This window comes from Thermogemmatispora tikiterensis (genome assembly GCF_003268475.1).
Lineage (GTDB): Bacteria > Chloroflexota > Ktedonobacteria > Ktedonobacterales > Ktedonobacteraceae > Thermogemmatispora > Thermogemmatispora tikiterensis.
Genome location: NZ_MCIF01000002.1, coordinates 4,399,622 through 4,419,290 on the forward strand (window position 1 = coordinate 4,399,622; position 19,669 = coordinate 4,419,290).

The 19,669-nt window shown below is 61.7% G+C and carries 15 protein-coding genes and 3 tRNA genes; 17 read left to right on the top strand and 1 reads right to left on the bottom strand.

Annotated elements, in window-relative coordinates:
• The first annotated feature begins 775 nt into the window (after window positions 1-775).
• The 5 genes from sdhC (at window position 776) to A4R35_RS17655 (ending at window position 5,697) form a co-directional block, all read left to right on the top strand.
• A complete protein-coding gene (gene sdhC / locus A4R35_RS17635; RefSeq protein ID WP_112431639.1) occupies window positions 776-1,156 on the top strand; it encodes a succinate dehydrogenase, cytochrome b556 subunit in 381 nt (126 codons plus the stop codon).
• A 405-nt stretch (window positions 1,157-1,561) separates the two neighbouring features.
• Window positions 1,562-1,981, top strand: coding sequence for a succinate dehydrogenase, hydrophobic membrane anchor protein (gene sdhD, locus A4R35_RS17640; protein ID WP_189361984.1), 420 nt, complete (start codon window positions 1,562-1,564; stop codon window positions 1,979-1,981).
• 16 nt (window positions 1,982-1,997) lie between these two features.
• On the top strand, window positions 1,998-3,734 hold the full coding sequence (gene sdhA, locus A4R35_RS17645) for a succinate dehydrogenase flavoprotein subunit (protein WP_112431641.1): 1,737 nt from the start codon (window positions 1,998-2,000) through the stop codon (window positions 3,732-3,734).
• A 45-nt stretch (window positions 3,735-3,779) separates the two neighbouring features.
• Complete coding sequence (locus A4R35_RS17650; protein WP_112431643.1) at window positions 3,780-4,487, top strand: succinate dehydrogenase iron-sulfur subunit; 708 nt, start codon at window positions 3,780-3,782, stop codon at window positions 4,485-4,487.
• A 292-nt stretch (window positions 4,488-4,779) separates the two neighbouring features.
• Complete coding sequence (locus A4R35_RS17655) at window positions 4,780-5,697, top strand: alpha/beta fold hydrolase (RefSeq protein WP_223258384.1); 918 nt, start codon at window positions 4,780-4,782, stop codon at window positions 5,695-5,697.
• Window positions 5,698-5,699: 2 nt separating this feature from the next.
• Here the strand turns inward: A4R35_RS17655 and A4R35_RS17660 are convergent, their stop codons facing one another.
• Window positions 5,700-7,289 carry a molybdopterin-dependent oxidoreductase gene (locus A4R35_RS17660; RefSeq protein ID WP_189361986.1) on the bottom strand — a complete coding sequence of 530 codons (1,590 nt, stop codon included), beginning with the start codon at window positions 7,287-7,289 and terminating at the stop codon, window positions 5,700-5,702.
• Window positions 7,290-7,827: 538 nt separating this feature from the next.
• Here A4R35_RS17660 and A4R35_RS17665 point away from each other — a divergent pair.
• The 12 genes from A4R35_RS17665 to A4R35_RS17720 all read left to right on the top strand — a co-directional run bounded on the left by A4R35_RS17665 (window position 7,828) and on the right by A4R35_RS17720 (window position 19,463).
• Window positions 7,828-8,898 carry an ROK family protein gene (locus A4R35_RS17665; protein WP_112431647.1) on the top strand — a complete coding sequence of 357 codons (1,071 nt, stop codon included), beginning with the start codon at window positions 7,828-7,830 and terminating at the stop codon, window positions 8,896-8,898.
• An 85-nt stretch (window positions 8,899-8,983) separates the two neighbouring features.
• Window positions 8,984-9,733 carry a TlyA family RNA methyltransferase gene (locus tag A4R35_RS17670; protein ID WP_112431649.1) on the top strand — a complete coding sequence of 250 codons (750 nt, stop codon included), beginning with the start codon at window positions 8,984-8,986 and terminating at the stop codon, window positions 9,731-9,733.
• 548 nt (window positions 9,734-10,281) lie between these two features.
• Window positions 10,282-11,898 (top strand): benzoate-CoA ligase family protein, encoded by a 1,617-nt coding sequence (locus tag A4R35_RS17675; RefSeq protein ID WP_112431651.1) that lies wholly within the window; start codon window positions 10,282-10,284, stop codon window positions 11,896-11,898.
• A gap of 134 nt (window positions 11,899-12,032) precedes the next feature.
• Window positions 12,033-12,869 (top strand): Clp protease/crotonase-like domain-containing protein, encoded by an 837-nt coding sequence (locus A4R35_RS17680; protein WP_112431653.1) that lies wholly within the window; start codon window positions 12,033-12,035, stop codon window positions 12,867-12,869.
• A 6-nt stretch (window positions 12,870-12,875) separates the two neighbouring features.
• Window positions 12,876-13,502, top strand: a complete 627-nt coding sequence (locus A4R35_RS17685) for an NUDIX hydrolase (RefSeq protein WP_112431655.1) — start codon at window positions 12,876-12,878, stop codon at window positions 13,500-13,502.
• A 222-nt stretch (window positions 13,503-13,724) separates the two neighbouring features.
• Window positions 13,725-14,480 (top strand): response regulator transcription factor, encoded by a 756-nt coding sequence (locus A4R35_RS17690; RefSeq protein WP_112431657.1) that lies wholly within the window; start codon window positions 13,725-13,727, stop codon window positions 14,478-14,480.
• The gene (locus tag A4R35_RS17695) at window positions 14,477-16,084 is read left to right on the top strand and encodes a sensor histidine kinase (RefSeq protein WP_112431659.1); all 1,608 of its coding nucleotides are present in this window, start codon (window positions 14,477-14,479) and stop codon (window positions 16,082-16,084) included. Before A4R35_RS17690 ends, A4R35_RS17695 begins: the two co-directional genes overlap by 4 nt.
• Window positions 16,085-16,321: 237 nt before the next feature.
• Window positions 16,322-16,741 (top strand): FAS1-like dehydratase domain-containing protein, encoded by a 420-nt coding sequence (locus A4R35_RS17700; protein WP_112431661.1) that lies wholly within the window; start codon window positions 16,322-16,324, stop codon window positions 16,739-16,741.
• A 55-nt stretch (window positions 16,742-16,796) separates the two neighbouring features.
• Window positions 16,797-16,878: transfer RNA gene (locus tag A4R35_RS17705), tRNA-Leu, on the top strand.
• 140 nt (window positions 16,879-17,018) lie between these two features.
• Window positions 17,019-17,100, top strand: a tRNA-Leu gene (locus A4R35_RS17710).
• Window positions 17,101-17,189: 89 nt separating this feature from the next.
• Window positions 17,190-17,263, top strand: a tRNA-Val gene (locus tag A4R35_RS17715).
• A 550-nt stretch (window positions 17,264-17,813) separates the two neighbouring features.
• Complete coding sequence (locus A4R35_RS17720) at window positions 17,814-19,463, top strand: acetolactate synthase (RefSeq protein ID WP_112431663.1); 1,650 nt, start codon at window positions 17,814-17,816, stop codon at window positions 19,461-19,463.
• The last annotated feature ends 206 nt before the right edge of the window (window positions 19,464-19,669 follow it).

Here is a 19,669-nt window from a genome sequence, read left to right on the forward strand (position 1 = left end):
CAGCTACGTCGATCAGTTACAGTCTATCTCAGATAGCCACCTACCTATTACGTCAGCGGGTTACAGTAAGATAAGAGGGTTCCCCTGGGTTGGGGCAAGCGAGCGAGTAGCGGAAGCTGAGGCGCGCCAGGTTTGCGTGACGATGGCAACTGCAGTATAATAGGCAATGCAGCAGGAGCGTCGGCGCACCCACCCAGTGAGGGGCGCCGCGGGGAGCACTGCGGCGCGAAGGAAAGCGCGTCATGAGGAGAGGCGGCCAGGCAAAGCAAGCAAGAGAACGCCAACTGATCGGCTTGCTGGGCCACCGAACGAAGCGCCAGGGATGCGCGCCTGATCCTCCCGTGCGCTCTCTCCGGGCTGACCGGGGAGGTATCGACAGGCAGAGAGCGAAAACGACACGACACACCCTGGCTGTCTGACTGAGCGCTGAGCGGCGCGTCTCGTTCAGCGCTATCAACAGAAGCAAAGCCAGCAAAGCAACAGCACAACATTACGACTACATCAGAGGCGGGAGCGGTGGGTGAGTGCACTCGAAGAGGTTGTCCTGGATGGCCTTCCTATCAAAGATCAGCAAGCAGGTACGACGTTGCTAGACATCCCGAGGCTAGGGGATAGTGAAGCGCGGGGCCGCGCCTGGTACGCCATGCAAGCGAGATGGGGGGAAGGAGGAAGGGAAAAGAAGAGACAGCTCCCGGCTTCAACGACTTCAATATCTCCCGGCCCGTCCGTGCAGCGCTTTTCCCCCGCCTCCGCCTGATGAGAATCGAGGAGCGGCATGTATAAAGGACAATCTGGAATGTGGTCCTGGCTGCTGCATCGCGTGACAGGACTGGCGGTTCTTCTCTTCCTGCTTGTGCACATCGTCGATATTGGATTGCTCTCCTTTGGCCCCGATGTCTACAACGAAGGCATTGCCCTCTTTAGCACTGGCATTGTGCGCGTCATCTCGCTCGGGCTGATCGCCTCCGTGCTCTACCATGCCTTCAACGGCGTGCGCATTATGCTCATTGATTTCTGGCCACGGGGTGCTCGCTACCAGGGGATCATGTTTGCGGTAGTGATGATCATCACGATTCTCTGCTTCCTGCCGATGGCCTATTTTGTGGTGGCGCCCATTTTCCAGCCCGGTACCTCTGCCGTGGCGCTGCCGATGTGAGAGGAGTAGGCGGCGAGGACGATAAGGAGACAGGGCATCGCGCCCTGGGCCTGTGCCCTGCGCCTCGCCTGCTGACTGCCCACTCTGCCCTGCCTGCCAGCGAGCGAGCGAACCAGCGAGGGAGTGCATCCCGCGCAGTCAGCCTGGCTCCCCGACAACTCCCTGGTGAGCGCGGCGGCGACTGAGTGCCGCGGAAAGGTCAGTGAGCATCAGCTCTCTCTCGATCAATCCTGCTTTGCTGGAAGACCTGCGGGAGACGCGGTCGCTGAAGGAAGAAGGGGAGGTCGAACAAAGAAGAGCAGCAGCGGAGACGAGGACTTGCTGACCAGTCGGCTCCTGCGGCCCACTGTCGCGCCTGCCTGCTATGATGACGATCTTGCTCTCGTGAAGAGGAGTGCTGTAGCTATGTTACGTATTTCCAGTGGCTATGGCCCGCGTCCTACGGGCGGCGGCTTTGAGACCTTTTCCTGGTACTTCTTCCGTGTCTCAGGGGTCGCACTTATTTTTCTGGCGATCATCCATCTGATTCTCATGCACGTCACTACTGATGTAGCCTGCACCAGCTATCAGTTTGTAGCCCATCGCTATCAAAATCCTTACTGGCGCCTCTATGACTGGCTGCTGCTGACGCTGGCGCTGTTGCATGGTATGAATGGTTTGCGCGTTGTTATCGATGACTATGTTCGCAGTCGTGGCTGGCGCCTGTTCTTGCTCTCGCTGGTAGGGCTGGCGACGCTGGCGTTCTTCTTGCTCGGAACGATTACGATTGTGACCTTCCAGCCTGTGGCCAGTGCATTGCAGGGTGCTTCCTGTGTGACCCACTAGAGAGAGGGGAATCGTTATGTACCAGAAATTTGATGTGGTCATCGTCGGCGCTGGCGGCGCCGGGCTGATGGCAGCGATGCAGCTTCCCAACGCCAGCGTGGCCGTCCTCTCGAAGGTCTATCCCACGCGCTCCCATACGGGTGCAGCCCAGGGAGGAGTGGCGGCAGCGCTGGGCAATCTTGAGGAAGACCACTGGAAGTGGCATATGTACGATACCGTCAAGGGCGGCGACTATCTGGTCGACCAGCCAGCGGCGGAGATCCTGGCGCGCGATGCCATCGACGCGATCTATGAGCTGGAGCATCGGGGGCTACCCTTTAATCGCACGCCGGACGGGCGCATCGATCAGCGCCGCTTTGGTGGCCATACGCGCAACTACGGCGAAGCGCCAGTACGCCGCTCATGCTACGCCGCCGATCGCACGGGGCATATGCTGCTCCAGACCATGTACCAGAACGCCATCAAGAACCAGGTGCGCTTCTTTAATGAGTTTCTGGCCCTGGATCTGCTGATCAACGAAGGCCGCGTCTGTGGCGTGGTGGCCCTGGAGATTCGTACGGGTGAGATTCATACCTTCCATGCCAAGGCGGTCCTCTTTGCCACTGGTGGCTATGGTCGTGCCTGGCGGGTGACCAGCAATGCTTTTGCCTGTATGGGTGATGGCATGGCGATCGCCTATCGTCGCGGCATTCCCCTGGAAGATATGGAGATGTATCAGTTCCATCCTACGGGCCTCTATAAGGTGGGGGTGCTGCTGAGCGAGGGCGCCCGCGGCGAGGGAGCGCGCCTGCTGAACGGCAAGGGCGAGTATTTTATGGAGCGCTACATGCCCACCCTCAAGGACCTGGCGCCGCGCGATATTGTCTCCCGTTGCATCATTAAAGAGATCAAGGAGGGGCGCGGCGTCAATGGCGAAGATTATGTCTATCTTGACCTGCGCCACCTGGGCGAGAAGGTGATCACGGAGAAGCTGCCTGATATCACCGAGTTCGCGCGCAATTACCTGGGCGTGGAGCCGATTCGCGAGCCGGTGCCGATCCAGCCGACGGCCCATTATGCGATGGGCGGCATCCCGACCGACAACGATGGGCGCGTGGTCATCGATTCGAAGTGGACGCCACTGCCGGGCTTCTATGCCGCTGGGGAGGTGGCCTGCGTCTCGGTGCACGGAGCCAATCGCCTGGGCACGAATTCGCTGGTCGATCTGATCGTCTTCGGGCGCCGCGCCGGTAAGCACATGGCCAGGTTCATTGCGGAGAACGATCACGTTCCTCTGCCGTCGCATCACGAAGACTTTGCTCGTGAGATGGTCGACCATCTCCTGACCTCGAAAGGGGGCGAGTCAGCGGCGCGCATTCGCAATGAGCTGCAGGGCGAGATGCTGGAGAATGTCTTTGTCGAGCGCCAGGAGAAGGGCCTGCAGCATGCTATGGACACCATCGCTGGCCTCCAGGAGGCGTATAAGAAGGTCCAGCTTCAAGATAAAGGCAAGACCTTCAACACGGAGCTGGTCGAGGCCATCGAACTGGGCTTCCTGCTGGACTGCGCGGCGGCCACCGTTCATGGTGCTCTCGCTCGCAAGGAGAGTCGTGGCGCTCACTATCGCCTCGATTATCCCGAGCGTGACGATGTCAACTGGCTCAAGCATACGTTGATCTATAAAGGTGATGGGGCCTGTGAAGCCCGTCTCGACTATAAGGATGTCATCCTGATCGATGACCCGATCTTTAAGCCCAAGGAACGCAAGTACTAGGCGCGTCCCAGCTTCAGGGAGACGCTCTAAGACAGGTGAGGTGCTATGAAAGTTACCCTGCGCATTAAGCGCTTCGACCCCGATAAGGATGCGAAGCCCTACTGGGCCGAGTATACGGTTGAGGCCAGCCCCGTCGACCGCTTGCTGGACGCGCTCAATACCATTAAGTGGACGATCGACGGCACCCTGACCTTCCGACGCTCCTGCGCGCATGGTGTCTGCGGCTCGGATGCCATGCGCATCAACGGGCGCAATCGCCTGGCCTGCAAGGTGCTGATCCGCGATGTGGGCGAGAAGGTGACAGTTGAGCCGATGCTCGGCTTCCCGGTGATCAAAGATCTGGTGGTCGATATGGACCCCTTCTTCCGCAAGTACGAATCGGTCAAGCCCTATCTGATCACCTACGATAATGAGCCGGGGACCGAGCGGCTGCAGAGTCCCGAAGAGCGGGCGCGCTACGATGAGGGGACGAAGTGCATTCTCTGTGGGGCCTGTACTGGCTCGTGCCCCTCGATCTGGGGCAATCCCGACTGGGTTGGGCCAGCGGCCATCGTCAACGCGCACCGCTTCATCTTCGATAGCCGCGATCAGGGCACGGCGGAGCGGCTGGCGATCCTCGGGCAGCGTAACGGTGTCTGGCGTTGCCGTACGATCTTTAATTGCTCCGATGCCTGTCCGCGTGGCATTCCGGTCACCGATCTGATCGAGCAGGTGAAGCGCGCCATTGTCTACGGCGATCGCAATATTGACTGAGCAACTACGGTAGCGCTGGGTGCGAAATCGCTTCGCTTCACTTCGCTTCACTTCGTCGTGCTCTCCGGCGGAGGGCGCTGGGGCTGAGGGCGAGGGACGAAAGAGGGCCAGCGCCAGGCGCCCAGCCCGGCAGGTACCGGGGCCAGCCGCCCTCGGGCCGTCCGAGCTGGGCCGCTTTATGGTGAAGGGAGGCTCTGCTACCCCCTCTGCTTCTCGGCCTGCCGGGCTGGAGGCCGGGGTGCCTGTCTGGTATAAAGGCGCTAGCGCCGAGCTAGCGAGGAGTGCTGACGCTATGCCCCCTGCGATGACTGGAGAAGAACGAAGCTCCTGGGAGCATCGCTTTATCACAGCCAACGGTATTCGGCTCCACTATGTGACCCAGGGAGAGGGACCGCTGGTGCTCTTACTCCACGGCTTCCCCGAGTTCTGGTATTCCTGGCGCCATCAGATTCCTGTTCTGGCCGGAGCCGGTTATTGCGTTGTCGCTCCCGACCTGCGCGGCTACAACGAGAGCGAGAAGCCGCGTTGGGGCTATGATCTGCGCACCCTGGCGCGCGATGTGGCGGCCCTGATTGTGGCGCTGGGGTACGAGCGGGCGATCGTCATGGGTCACGACTGGGGTGGCGTCATTGCCTGGCAGGTGGCAATGCGCTATCCCGAGCTGGTTGAGCGCCTGGTGATTATGAATGCCCCCCATCCGGCGGCCATGCTGCGCGAGTTGCGTTCCCTGAAGCAGCTCCGCATGAGCTGGTATATTTTCGCCTTCCAGCTGCCCTGGCTGCCGGAGTACATGCTGGGGCGCAACGGGGCGAACGAGATCGGCAGGATGCTGCGCGGCAGCGCCGTCCAGAAGGATGCTTTCCCGCGCTCCGTCACCGCCCATTATCAGGCTGCCATGAGCAAGCCTGGAGCCTTGCCGGCGGCTCTCGCCTACTATCGGCAGTTTGTGCGCGACCTGCCGCGCTCCCTCTGGCGTCGTCAGCTGCGGGCCTGGCCCCGTATTCTGGCCCCGACTCTGCTGCTCTGGGGCCTGCAGGATATCGCCCTCAGCGTCGAGCTAACCTACGACCTGGAGCCATACGTCAAGCAGCTGCGTGTTGTCTACCTGCCCGAAAGCGGTCACTGGGTCCAGCAGGAGCAGCCCGAGCAAGTCAATCGCCTGCTGCTCAACTTCCTGCAAGAGCGGGAGGCGAGCGCTCCAGGCGCCTGAGATCAGGCAACGACAATGGTAATCGTATGGTAGCCCGAGGCGCCATCGGGCAGCGGCGGAGCCGGACGGGGGTCCTGGACATTTCCCTGCAGATCGATGGCGCGCGCCGTGATGGTGTAGCTGCCGGCCTGGGACGGCACACGCCAGGGGAGTTCCCACAGCACCCAGGTGAGCGCTGACAGAGGGCGCTTGAGGGTAGCGCGTTGCCAGCTCTGCCCCAGGTCGAAACTCACATCGACCTCGCTGATGCCGCGCTCCCCCGAAAAGGCCACGCCTGCAATATAGGTCAGGCTGCCGGCCTGCAGACGGCTCCCATCAAGAGGGGTATCGATGCGCGTCGTCATGCGGATCTGGGCCTCGTCGCTCCAGCCGCGCTGCTGCCAGTAGCCCTGGTAATCGTAGTTTACGACCTGGATGCGTGTGATCCACTTGGCGTGCTTCATGCCATAAATGCCAGGAACCAGCAGGCGCAGCGGATAGCCGTGGCGCTCCGGCAAGGTCTGGCCGTTCATGCGCACGGCGAGCAAGGTTGTCGGCTCCAGGGCCTTAGTGAGATGAATACTGTCGCTGTAGTCATCGGCGCAAGAGAAGACCACCTTCGTGGCCCCCGGCTTGGGACGCGCGCGCTGCAGGAGAACGTTCAGCGGTATCCCTTCCCAGAGGGCGTTGCTCATGTAGGGGCCGCCGACCTCATTGCTGATGCACATCATCGACTCATACTGGCGACGCCTTGGCAGCGTCAGCAGCTCCGCATAGGTCAGCGTGTAGGGCTGCTCAACCTGGCCGCCGATCGTGAGGCTCCAGCTCTGGCCGTTGACCACAGGGTCGGCCAGCAGATTCTTTGAGACCACGTAGTATTGATCGTTAGGCGTGATTTCTGATGAAAGATGAGGGACGGGCACGATGGGGCCGTAGTTGGGCTGGGGCGGCGGCACGATGCGGCTCTTGAAACCGCGCAGGGTGACTGTCGGGGCGTGGGCGCCCTGAGTAATAAAGCGGAAGGCGAAGGCGGCCAGGAGGCCCACGCCGCCCAGGATCAGGCCACGGCGCAGCAAGGTCTGGCGCCGCTCGCGCACCTCGGCTCGGCGCTGCTCCTCACGGATGCGACTGGCTGTCAGCCAGTGGTAGGCGAGCGGGAAGAGCAAGGCGAAGACCAGGCCGCTGACGGCCAGGCTCCACATGCTATTGAACCAGCCAATGCTCAGTGTGGCGCCGAAGAGGCCGGCCCCAGTCAGCGGCAGCACCACCAGACCGGCAAAGAGCCAGAGCAGGGCCGCCAGCACGAAACCGTCCCCGAGCCGTGGCCCGAGACCAGGCTTGAACAAGAAGCGCCGACGTGCCAGCATATACAGGCTGCCGCTGGCGGCAAAAACCAGGCACTGGCCCAGGATCACACAAACCAGTAAATAGCGCTTCGCTTCGTCGCCGATCAATTGCTGGAGAAATTGAAAAAGCGACAGGGGCATCAGTGCCGTGATGGTCGCTCCGACCTGCTCCGGCAGAGACACACCGTGGGCAAAGGCATTCAGCAAAAGCATGCAGCCCGAGGAGGCGAGTCCGGCCAGCAGACCGGCACCGCCGCCGGCAACCAAAGACTCCTGGGCAGAAGGTTTCGGAGGCGAAGAGGTCTCAGGCGAAGCCATTGTTGACGAAACAGCCCTTTCTAGCGCGGGCGTGGAAGGAGGGGCGCACACAGCAAGCAACGGCAAGAGAAAAAGAAGAGAGTGAGCTGAGCTTGCCCCGCTCGATCATCTCCGCGTCATCTTCATGGACCCTGCCTTTTATTGTACGTCAGGCCACATCATCAATGCTACACGTGCGAGCAAGGCCCCATTGACAGGCGTATGGCCGGTCTATCCGCTGAGAAGGGCTAGAGGCTCAAACGATGGGGTACAGAGGGAAAGCAAGCTCAGGAGAACGGTCACTTGTTGCTTGCCTGCAAATGGAGTATCATCTATGCCGAATAGCGCTCCCCTTGCCTTCTGAGGCCGCTTTCGAAGTGTAGCGTGCGTCCCGCTCGCTGGCTGATTGGAGGCGCCGGAGCGCACACAATCGGCAGTCGCCCCTCTCTTGCGTCCCGGAGGAAGGGACGCCATTAGTAAAAGACCATCTGCGAGGAAGCCGAGACTTATGCCAGAAGACCAAGTGATCACAGCTACGACGACAGCAGCGACGATAGACACTGCGCATCTCCCCCTGGCCGTCGGCGTTGATCTGGGAGGAACGCAGCTACGGGTAGCGGTGCTGCGCGGGGCCACCCTGCTTTCGCGCGTGGGCCTGCTGACCGGCGAAGATGCGACGCCTGAGCGTCTGATCCCGCGCATTTGCGACGCAATTCGTCAGGCGCTCGCGGAGGCGCGGGTTGAGCTAGGGCAGGTGGCCGGTATTGGTTTAGGAGCCCCTGGCCCGCTCAACAGCCAGAGCGGTATCATCTACTCGCCGCCCAACTTACCGGGATGGGAAAACGTCCCCATTCGCGACATCCTGCAGAAAGAGTTCCCGGTGCCGATCTACATCGAGAACGATGCCCATTGCGCGGCTCTGGGCGAATACATGTTTGGGGCCGGGCGTGGCAGCGAAGACATGGTCTACATGACCGTTAGCACAGGGATCGGCGGCGGCATCATCTGCAAGGGCCGCCTGCTAGAAGGAGCAGGGGGGACCGCTGGCGAACTGGGGCATATGACCATCGATCTTCACGGTCCCCGCTGTAACTGTGGCAACATCGGCTGTTTAGAGGCCATTGCCTCGGGGACAGCCATTGCGCGGCGAGCCAATGAAGCTATTGCTGCCGGCCAGGGGGCGGAGTTGCTCGCCTTCGCGCGCTCGCTCGACGAGCAGACGGCGCGCCAGCTGCATCTGCCTGCTGGCACGGAGAAGGAGAGCATCGAGCGTGTCAATGCCCGCACTGTCGGCGAAGCGGCACGGGCCGGTATCGCCCTGGCGCGGCAGATCCTCGGTGAAGCGGCGCGGGGGCTGGGCGTGGGCCTCGTCAACGTGATCCATATCTTTAATCCGCGTAAAATTATTCTGGGGGGCGGCGTCATGCAGCTTGGCGACCTGATTCTTGGGCCGGCCCTCGACATTGTCGAGCAGCGCGCCATGAAGGCCCCACGCTCGATCGTGAGCATTGAGCTGGCGCAACTTGGCCCCAATGTCGGGCTGATCGGGGCCGGTACCCTGATCTACTATCATGGCTGATCCCTCTGCCGGTCTGGGCTGGTCGCTGCCAGCGAGCCGGTGAGTGGAGGAAAGGCCAGGCAGGAACGAAACAAACAGACGGAACATGGTGACAAAGAAAAAGGAACGTCTCGACGTCGCAATGGTACGTCGCGGCCTGGTAGCCAGCCGGGAGCGAGCACAGGCTCTGATCATGGCGGGGCGCGTCTATGTAGGTGAGCGACGCCTGGAGAAGCCCGGCGCCCAGGTGCCCGATGATGCCGAGATCCGCCTTGACCTGGCCGCGCCCGAACTGCGCTACGTCAGCCGTGGCGGCTTGAAGCTCGAAAAGGCCCTTGCGGTCTTCGAACTTGATCCGCGAGGGTTGGTCGCCCTGGATGTTGGCGCCTCGACTGGCGGCTTTACCGATTGCCTGCTGCAGCGGGGAGCTGCTCGCGTCTATGCTGTCGACGTTGGGCATGGACAGCTCGCCTGGAAGCTGCGCAGCGATGCGCGCGTCGTCGTCATGGAGGGGGTCAACATCCGTTACCTGGAGACGCTGCCGGAGAGGCCGCAGTGCGCGACCATCGATGTCTCCTTTATCTCGCTGCGTCTGGTTCTCCCGTCGGTGGCGCGCTTGCTGGCTCCTGGCGCCTGGGTGGTGGCCCTGGTCAAGCCGCAGTTTGAGGCCGGCAAAGAGGAGGCTGATCGTGGCGAGGGCGTTATCCGCGACCCGCGGGTCCACGAGCGTGTCTTACGCGAGCTGTCGGCCTGGATTCCCGAGTACACGCCGCTGCAGCTGCGCGGGGTGATCGAGTCTCCCATTGCCGGTAGAGAAGGCAACAAAGAATTTCTGATGTATCTTGCTCTTCCATAAGCAAAGGAGGGCACAGACAGCGAAGTTCTGTGGACACTCCCACTGGCGAGGCAAAGGAAGGCCCGCCGAGAGCCGTGCTCTTCCGATGACCCGCCCTCTGCTTGTAGAGGTGGAGGGAGAGCGTTAGCGGGTGGTGCCAGGTGAGCAGCAGGAAGGCGGAGGGGAAGCGAGCTGGCTTGCATGGCGAGGGAACGCCGTCAACTGGGGCTGCTTGCCCGGAGGCGAAGCCAACAGACTGGGAAGGTCGGGCCGCAGTCTGGTACAATAACAGCAAGGTAGAGGTAGACCGTCCCTGGGGTGACGCGCCAGCCTGCTCCTCTTGGCGGGCCTTCATCGTCTCGGTCACGTGGCTGAACACGATCGTGCTCGCGCGCGCAAAGGAGCGTGCCAGAGCAAGGCAGGCCAACAGACAAAAGGTGGGAGAAAGCGAGCCGGGGGGAGGCGGGAGGAGAGATCAGACGAAGAGGCCAGAAGAGACGAGACACGGACGGGGTGCGTCAGCCGGGGTCAGCCAGGCGCCGTCTACAGGCGAGAAAAGAGGGAAGATCATGGAGATTCCAACGGTCAGCGTGCCCGACCAGTTCAATGCAGCCAGCGCCTTTCTCGACGCGAATCTCGCACAAGGGCGCGGTGGCAAAGTGGCCATCTATTATGAAGATCAGACCTTTACCTATGCCCAGGTGGCCGAGATGGCCAACCGTGTTGGCAACGGATTGCTGGAACTCGGCGTCGAGATGGAGCAGCGCGTAGCCCTCTTACTGCTCGATTCCCCGCAGTTTGCGGCCTCTTTCTTCGGAGCCATCAAGATAGGCGCAGTTCCCATTCCGATGAACACCATGCTGCGCCCTGAAGACTACGTCTACATGCTCAACGACAGCCGGGCCAAGGTTCTGCTGATCCATGCTGCCCTCTGGCCACCGCTGCGTCAGGTATTACCCCAGCTGCGCTTTTTGCGGCATGTCGTTGTAGTCGGTCTGGAAGCAGAAGCTGCCGGGACGACGCTGCTGGCGGGCCGTCAGCGCGTGACCCTGCACGATTTCGAAAGCTGGATTGCCCACGCCTCGCCCTCGCTCAGTCCTGCTCCTACCAGCAAAGATGACAGCGCCTTCTGGCTCTACAGCTCGGGCAGCACAGGTTTCCCCAAGGGCTGCGTGCATCTCCAGCACGATATGACGTTCTGTCTGGAGTGTTACGCCAGACCAGTTTTAGGTATCACTAAGGACGACATCACCTTTTCTGCGGCGAAGCTCTTCTTCGCCTACGGACTGGGCAATGCTCTCTATTTCCCCTTCGGTGTCGGCGCCAGCACCGTGCTCTATCCCGGGCGTCCCCTGGCTGAAGACATGTTCAAGGTTGTAGAGCGCTACCGGCCCACCATCTTCTACGGTGTTCCTACGCTCTATGCCAACATGCTCAGCGTTCCCGAAGCTGAGAAGCGCTTCGACTTCTCATCGGTGCGCGTCTGCGTATCGGCGGGTGAGTCTCTGCCGGCGGATATTTTGCGTCGCTGGGAAGAGAAATTTAAGGTCCCTATTCTGGATGGGATTGGGAGCACCGAGATCCTGCACATCTTTATCAGCAACCGTCTCGGCGACATCAAGCCGGGTAGCTCGGGCAAGCTTGTGCCGGGCTATGAAGCGAAGATTGTCGATGAAGATGGTCAGCCGGTGAGTCCAGGCGAGATCGGCAACCTGCTCATTCGGGGAGACAGTATTGCTGCCTACTATTGGAACAAGCACGAGAAGACCAAGGACACCATCACCGGTCACTGGATTCATACCGGCGACAAGTATTATGTAGATAACGAGGGCTACTATTGGTACTGCGGACGTGCGGACGACATGCTCAAGGTCAGTGGTCAGTGGGTCTCGCCCGTGGAAGTTGAGAACGTGCTGATCGAGCATCCCGCTGTCCTGGAGGCGGCGGTCGTTGGGGCCTACGATAGCGATCGTCTGGTTAAGCCCAAAGCCTTTGTCGTGCTCAAGCCCGGCCAGGAGGCTTCCGAGTCGCTAGTCAGCGAGCTACAAAACTTTGTCAAGGGCCGGCTGGCGCCGTTCAAGTATCCCCGCTGGGTGGTTTTTGTCTCGGAGCTGCCCAAGACAGCGACCGGCAAGATCCAGCGCTTCAAGCTGCGGGAGACGGGGGAGACCGCTCCTCTCTCGTGAGTTATCCTGAGTGGCGGGGAGAGCAGGGGCAGCGCCGTTCGTCCGAGTTGAGGCATTGAGGTCGAGGCCGTCGGCAGTGGGCTGGGCTGGCCTGGGCCGACGGCCTATCTACCGTACCTACCACGGAGGGAAGAGTGCAACAGGCTTATCGTGCGCTACGTATTCTGGCCGAGGCGCAAACGGTGCGCCTGATGGTGACGCCCGAGCCTTGTGCGCTGCTGCTGGACGAGCTGGCGAGTGCCTGTACGGCTCTGCAGAGCGGGAGCGCTGGCCTGACCTGCGTGATTCTCGATTTTGGGGTCTCTCCGCGGCAGACCGAGGCTGGGATAGCTCTCAGTGGGGCGGGCTGCCGCCCGGGTGGAGGAGAGGCGGCGAAGCTGCGCAATGAAGCTGAGCGTGCGGCTGCGCTTGTACGAGCGGTGCCGCAGCCGGTCCTGGCTGTGGTACGTGAGTCGCTATCGGAGGCGGCCTCGGTGCTGGCGCGGGCTGCCGACCTGGTTCTGATCGCGCGAGAGGCCAGCTTTGTGGCCCCGGTCCAGGTCGGCGGTGTGCGTACTCCCGAGCGCCTGTCTGGTGAACAGGCTCTGCGCCTGGGCCAGGTCACCTGGTGTACGCCAGCTCGTCAGCTTGACAGGCAGCTGGAGGGGGTGCTGGCCCTGCTGCGTCGGAACAGTGCCACTGCCCTGCGCCAGGCCAAGACCGCGGTGCGTCTGGCGCTGCGCTCTCTCCCGCCTGTCGAGGGCCTGCCTTCCTCGCCCTGGTTAGAGCCGGGTAGCTTCTCCCTGCCACTGCCCACTGAGGATGAAGATGAAGAGGCCCGCTGTCTGCGCGAGAGCCGCGCGCGCCTGGAGGCGCTCCGCCGCGTCAACAGCTTCTATCTCAGCGAGGTGTCGCGCTCGACGGATGCTCAAGAGGGTCTGCGCGCCTTCCTGGAGAAACGGGCGCCGCGGTGGCAACACGACCAGGAGTAACAACTGATGGGAGAGCGAGAGAGCATAACCACAGATCACCACGCTGCCCGGCAGCAGAGTTCATCAGGGCTGCGACCCTGGGTGACGCGGGCCGCCGAGCGTGTATTAGACACTCCCTATCTCAAAGTGCGGCGCGAGGAGGTGCTGCTGCCGGATGGCACCCTGATACCCGACTACTACATTATCGAGAATCGGGGCTGGGTGGGTATTGTGCCCCTGACCGCCGATGGGCGCTTCTTGCTCAATCGACAGTACAAACATGGCATAGGGCTGGAGGTGCTGGAGTTTCCCGCGGGCGCCATTGATCCTCACGAAGAGGACCCTTTGCTCACGGCCCATCGCGAGCTGATGGAGGAGACGGGCTATAGTGTAGCCGCTGAGAAGATCGAACTGCTGGCGCATATGTATGCCAATCCCACCGGGGCTCGGACACGCATCTGGTGGTATCTGGCGCGCGATGTCGCAAAGACTGGCGAGCAGAAGGTGGACCCCCGCGAGATCATAGAGAACTTGCTCGTTACCCCGCGCGAGCTGCTCGCTCTCATCCATAGCGGACAGTTTGCCGTCCAGGGCCAGATTGCCGCCGCCTACATGGCTCTGGAACGCCTGGGCTATCTACGCGCCTCCTTCTAACTAACTAACTAACCACGCCGCCACGAGAGCCTGGCCAGACAGGCCAGACTCTCAGCATGGCCCTGGCCTGTCTTATGGGCTGGCTCCGCCTGACGCCTCGCCTTACAAAATCTTTACAAAAGATTGCAGCTTTTCTCACCGTCTGGCGCTATGCTCTATATGCTATAACTAGGTGGATACTTCCTACCTGTTAATAGAAGGACAGGACAGGACAGGTGGGTCATGAAGATCCTGATTATAGAAGACGAAAATAATATTGCACAACTCATCCGCCTTTATCTGGAGCAGGCCGGCTATGAGGTAGTCATCGCCGGAGATGGGGCGGCGGGGTTGGAACTGCACGCGCGCGAGAAGCCCGATCTGGTGATCCTGGACCTGATGCTGCCGGCCCTTGACGGGATGGAGGTCTGTCGGCGCATCCGGGCCTGGGCGGACACACCTATCCTGATGCTGACGGCACGGCAGGGAGAAGAGGATCGCATTGCCGGGCTGGAGCTGGGAGCCGATGACTACCTGGTCAAACCGTTCAGCCCGCGCGAGGTCGTCAGCCGGGTGCGAGCCATCTTGCGACGCACTGCCCTGGCTGGGGCCCATCGAGCTGGGGTTGCAGGAGGGAACAGCAGCGAAGGGAGTGTCAATGAACACCCCCGGCAGGGCAGCGAGCGAGAAGAGCTGCGCTTCCCGGGGCTGGTCATCAACATCCCGGCGCGGCGTGTCGAGGTCAACGGACAGCGTGTCGCCCTGACGGTCAAAGAGTTTGACCTGTTGGTCGTTCTCGCCTCCTCGCCGGAGCGCGTCTTCACGCGTGAGGTCTTGCTCAACAAAGTCTGGGGCTATGACTACCTGGGCGATGGGCGCACGGTCGATGTCCATATTGGCACGCTGCGCAAGAAGATCGAGGCGGTACCCGGGGCACCGCGCAACATCAAAACTGTTTGGGGAGTTGGCTACAAGTTCGAACCAGAGGCGCCCGCATGAATGAACCGGCGACCAGCCCTGCTCAGCTACCTCCTGCGGCTCAGCCGGAGCGAGCGGCCAGCGTGCTACCCCCCTTGAGTCTGCGCAGCAAGCTGGTGCTCAGCTACCTGGCGGTCGCTCTGGGGGCGATCGTCGTGCTCGCCATTGCCGTTATTGCGGCTGTTTATAACTACTACTACACGTCCCAGATTCGGCAGTTGCAGGATGCTGCTCAGACCTATGCCCGCGGCATTGAGGACTTCTACACCTACCAGCTCGGTGGGCACTGGGGTCCCTTTTCGCTGCGTTTCCCCGTACCAGCGCTCCTGGTCATTGTTGACCAGAATGGCCATCAGCTCCTCTGTAATCCGCCTGCCGGCTTTAATAGCCAGTTCTGCTCTGAGACGGCCATCGCTCAGTCGGCGGCCCAGGCTCTGCAGGGCAACGAGGTCGACGGGCATCTGGAGAGCAGCGGTTTCAAGGGATTGTATGTCAGTGTCCCGCTCTACGACGTGAACGGCAATCATCAGCTCATTGGAGCCTTGCTGATTGCCCAGCCGGAAGCCTCGCCGCAGCGCTTTCTCAGCAATGTGACGCAGGCCATCCTGCTGGCTGGCCTGCTCATTGGGGTCGCCGTCGTCCTCTTCAGCCTGCTGCTGGCGCGCCGCTTGACCCGTCCGCTGGAGTCGTTGACTGCCGCGGTAGAGCGCATGAAGGAGGGCGACTACTCGCAGCGCGTTGATCCGCCCCCGGCTCAAGATGAGCTGGGACGTCTGGCTCAGACCTTCAATGCGATGGCCGATCGTATTGAGGCCGATGTGGCAGAGCTACGCCGTCAGGACCAGATCCGGCGCGATATGATTGCCAATATCGCTCATGATCTGGCTACGCCGCTGACGGCCATTCAGGGCTTCAGCGAGGCCCTGGCCGATGAGGTCATTCAGGAGCCAAGCGCACGCAAGGATACAGCGCAGCTGATCGCGCGCGAGGTTCAGCGCTTGCGTCGCCTGGTGGCCGATATTCAGCATATGACCTTGCTGGAATCGGGGCGGGCGCGTCTCGATCTGGCGCCGCTCGACCTGGCGGTGCTTGTCGATGAGACGCTGGCAGTTATCGAGCCTGAGTGCACCCAGGCTGGCATTACGCTGCAGAACACGATTGACCCGCGGACGCCGCCGGTCCTGGCCGATAGCGACCGCATTACCCAGGTACTGCTCAATCTCATCGATAATGCGCGTCGCCATACGCCTGCTGGAGGAACGATCACAGTGGGAGCCAGGCGCCTGGGGCGCATGCTGGAGGTCTGGATACGTGATACGGGCGTGGGCATCGATCCGATCGACCTGCCTCACATTTTTGAGCGCTTCTATCGCGCCGATCGGGCACGCAGCGGAGGACGTGGGGGGAGTGGCCTGGGCTTGACCATTGTGAAGGCCATTGTGACGGCCCACGGTGGAACGGTGGCCGCCGAGAGCACGCCGGGTAAGGGAACATGCATTCGCTTTACCCTGCCGTTGGCTCCTAACCAGGAGGAGCAGGGGAGTCCTGTGAAGTCAAGGCCGGGGCGCGAACGCCGAGATAAAAGTGGGAAGCTCTTGCCTCCAACCTGGGGATATAATACATAGAAGAGCCACCAGGGTCCGGCACGGTCTGACGACGGACAGAAGCAGTACACCTGCTGACGCGGACCTGCCCGGCAGCAATCGCAGCGCTGGGCCAGGCCTGGCGTTCCAGGACGTGCCGAAACTGCCTAAGCCGGCCATGCCGTGCCGGAGGCCGGGGGGCCTCGTCAACTGCCGGGACCAGACTCAAGCAGGAAGCAACACTTACAAGCAGAGAGAGCAGAAAGGAGCGCTTCACTCATGGCGATCGATCCGAGCCTGATCGGCAAAGCCTCGGCTCCCCAGACCTTCGCAGTGACCGAGGAAGCGGTGCGACGCTTTATGGAAGCGACCGGCGATCCAGCGTTGGAGCGCCAGACGCCGCTCGTCTATGCCCCTCCAACCTTCCCGACAACGTTCCGGGTCCGCCCGCCAGAGCTGCAGATCGATCCCTCGCAGATGCAGTTGCTGCATGGCGAGCAGAGCTATAGCTATCAGCGACGTCTGCGCATTGGGGAGCAGGTGACCTGCGTGGCCCGCGTGGCCGATGTGCGCGAGCGTAGTGGGCGCTCCGGCCCCATGACCTTTGTGATTCTGGAGACCGAAGGGCGCGATGCTAACGGCCAGCTGCTCTTTACGGCACAAGGTACCTTGATTGTGCGTACGAAAAAGCACGACTGACCGTTGACAAATCTCAGGGGTCAGTATACAATACAATGCGGAATCTATGAGAGATGCCCTCGTGGCGGAATGGTATACGCAGCAGGTTGAGGGCCTGTGCCCGTAAGGGCGTGGTGGTTCGAGTCCACTCGAGGGCACCCTCATGAGCGCTGCTCATATCCGCCTGGCGAGCGGCACAAGATTGAGCGGCGCCGCTCGCCGGCGGATGCTGAGCTTCCTTCTCTCTTTTTCTCTTCTTTCTTACTTGCTTGACTGCTGAAAAAGCAGGCACAACGATGCCCTCGTGGCGGAATGGTATACGCAGCAGGTTGAGGGCCTGTGCCCGTAAGGGCGTGGTGGTTCGAGTCCACTCGAGGGCACCGCAATGATGGTGGTCGGAAGAGGCGACGAGACTGGTCCGCCTCTTCCGCCTTCCTTGTCGGCTCAGCTCGGTAGAGACGAGCCTCATGGGCGACTAGCTCAGTTGGGTAGAGCGGCTGCTTTACACGCAGTAGGTCAGGGGTTCGAGTCCCTTGTCGCCCACTCTCCTTGTTCTCCTTACAGTTTTCCCCTTCAGGTTGCTATCGTCTGGCTGGCCCTGCCTCTTGCCTTAAGCTGGCATCTGGGCCTGACGCGCCTCTTGCTTCCTGCTCCTGATCCCAGTGGTCGGTTGGTCGGTCTCTGCCCGCTTCGGCGAACAAGCGGCCTGGACTGCTCAGCCTGCTGCTCTCCAGATCGGGCACCGCTCTTCGGGCGCGAGGAGCTGTTAGCGTGCTACATTGTCAGGTGAGTAAGCGGGCGCTATCATTCATCATAGCAGCGCAAGCGAGCGAAGCCGCGTCCGTGACTGTTCTGTCAGCAGTATGGGGTGTCAGTCGGTCTTTCCGTCCAGTGTCGTGCACTTTCGTCTCGTGTAGGGGAGGCTTTTCCCTTCCGCTCGCCGGGGATCTGGCGTTCTTTCTTGCTTTTCTGTCTATACAGCTATCCAGCGGGGCGGCGAGATCGGACTCAGGCAAGTCGGGGGCTGGCTGATAGCTTCCGCTGACGGAGAGAAGCAACTGAGCAAGGTTGCTCAAGACAAAGGAGGCGAAACGTGAGTATCACGCATGGTGGCTGGCTGGTTGCCAGAATCCTCAAGCGCGAGGGCGTTGAAGTAGTCTTCACGCTGAGTGGGGGGCATATCGCGGCCATCTACGATGGCTGTGTCCGTGAAGGCATTCGCGTCGTCGATACCCGTCACGAGCAAGCGGCAGTCCATGCTGCCGAGGGCTGGGCCAAGTGCACGCGTCGGCCAGGAGTAGCCTTATTAACTGCCGGTCCTGGGGTCACCGATGGAGTGACTGGTGTGGCCAATGCCTATCTGGCGGGCAGCCCTGTGCTGGTTATCGGCGGAGCGGCGCCGCTGGGCCTGTGGGATCGCGGTGCCCTGCAAGAGATGAACCAGATTGACCTGCTACGCCCCATTACCAAATGGGCGCGCACCGTCCATGAAACCGGTCGCATTGCGGAGTATGTGGCCGCCGCCTTTCGCCAGATGCTTAACGGCAAGCCTGGCCCGGTCTTTCTAGAGATCCCAATGGATGTGCTCAACAACCTGGCCGACACCGACAATGTGACCGATCCCGGCGAGCCAGGCAGTTACCGCCCGGCTGGTCCCGTGCAGCCTACACCGGACCAGGTGGAGAGAGCTGCTGCTCTCCTGGAGCAGGCTGAGCGCCCGGTCATCATGGCAGGGAGCGCCGTCTGGTGGTGCGATGGCGCCGAAGCCTTGCGTGAGCTGGCCGAACGCATTCAGGCCCCGGTCTATCTCAATGGGGCCGGACGGGGATGCCTGCCGCCCACTCATCCGCTCTTCTTCAGCGCCTCGCGACGCAAGGCTCTGGAGGGCGCCGACACGATTCTCGCCATTGGGACGCGTATGGACTTCCGCCTCAATCATGGACGACCGCCGCTCATCCCCGCCGAGGCACGTTTGATCTGGTTCGACCTCGCGGGCGAGGATATCGGGGTCAATCGCGGGGCCGAAGTGGGGCTGGTGGGCGATGTCGGCATAGCCATGCGTCAGGTGGCGGCGGCCAGCAAGCCGTACAATGGTGAGCGCGCCTGGCTGCGCTTCATTCGCGAAGAGGAAGCCCGAGCCTGGGAGCGCGACGCGGCGGCCCTCAACTCCGACGCGGTGCCCATTCATCCGATGCGCCTCTGTAAGGAGATCCGTGACTTCATCGACGAGGAGACCACGGTCATCGGCGATGGAGGCGACATCGTCAGCTATGGCGGACGGGTGATCAACGTCTATCGCCCTGGCTATTGGCTGGATGCCGGCCCCATGGGCACGCTCGGCACCGGCACCGGCTTCGCTATAGCGGCTCAGCTGGCGCGCCCAGGCAAGCGCGTGCTGATCCTGCATGGAGACGGGGCTTTCGGCTTGAATGGCATGGAGTTCGAGAGCATGGTGCGCCACAAGCTGCCTGTGGTCTCGGTGATTGGCAACGATGGGGCCTGGGGCCAGATCAAACATCCCCAGAAGGCGCTGATTGGCCACGCCACAGCGGCGGAGCTGGCACCGGGTATCCGCTACGATAGGATGGTGGAGGCGTTGGGCGGCTACGGCGAGCTGGTGGAGCGCCCCGAGGAGATCCGCCCGGCCTTAGAGCGGGCTTTCGCCTCGGGCTTGCCGGCCTGCATCAATGTGCTGATTGACCCCGATAAGCCCTACAGCCGTTCAACCAATGTCGCGGTCTAGCCAGCCTTGCCTCTCTCTGGCCTACGCTGCGCTGGTGGCGCCGGCCAGTGGCGGAAGCGCTGACCCTGGCTAATAAAAAAGGCTGGCGACAAAACAAGATCAGTAAAAGAAAGCAGCGACGGAGACAATGCCAGTCAGACTCTCTCAGACTCTCACTGAACTGGCGTGTCTCCGTCGCTCTGCCTCGTGCATGTTGAGGAGGCGGG

Bases quoted from the DNA above. Each gene is read 5' to 3' on its own strand.
- sdhC (WP_112431639.1), top strand. From the start codon at position 776: ATGTATAAAGGACAATCTGGAATGTGGTCCTGGCTGCTGCATCGCGTG.
- sdhD (WP_189361984.1), top strand. From the start codon at position 1,562: ATGTTACGTATTTCCAGTGGCTATGGCCCGCGTCCTACGGGCGGCGGC.
- sdhA (WP_112431641.1), top strand. From the start codon at position 1,998: ATGTACCAGAAATTTGATGTGGTCATCGTCGGCGCTGGCGGCGCCGGG.
- A4R35_RS17650 (WP_112431643.1), top strand. From the start codon at position 3,780: ATGAAAGTTACCCTGCGCATTAAGCGCTTCGACCCCGATAAGGATGCG.
- A4R35_RS17655 (WP_223258384.1), top strand. From the start codon at position 4,780: ATGCCCCCTGCGATGACTGGAGAAGAACGAAGCTCCTGGGAGCATCGC.
- A4R35_RS17665 (WP_112431647.1), top strand. From the start codon at position 7,828: ATGCCAGAAGACCAAGTGATCACAGCTACGACGACAGCAGCGACGATA.
- A4R35_RS17670 (WP_112431649.1), top strand. From the start codon at position 8,984: ATGGTGACAAAGAAAAAGGAACGTCTCGACGTCGCAATGGTACGTCGC.
- A4R35_RS17675 (WP_112431651.1), top strand. From the start codon at position 10,282: ATGGAGATTCCAACGGTCAGCGTGCCCGACCAGTTCAATGCAGCCAGC.
- A4R35_RS17685 (WP_112431655.1), top strand. From the start codon at position 12,876: ATGGGAGAGCGAGAGAGCATAACCACAGATCACCACGCTGCCCGGCAG.
- A4R35_RS17690 (WP_112431657.1), top strand. From the start codon at position 13,725: ATGAAGATCCTGATTATAGAAGACGAAAATAATATTGCACAACTCATC.
- A4R35_RS17695 (WP_112431659.1), top strand. From the start codon at position 14,477: ATGAATGAACCGGCGACCAGCCCTGCTCAGCTACCTCCTGCGGCTCAG.
- A4R35_RS17700 (WP_112431661.1), top strand. From the start codon at position 16,322: ATGGCGATCGATCCGAGCCTGATCGGCAAAGCCTCGGCTCCCCAGACC.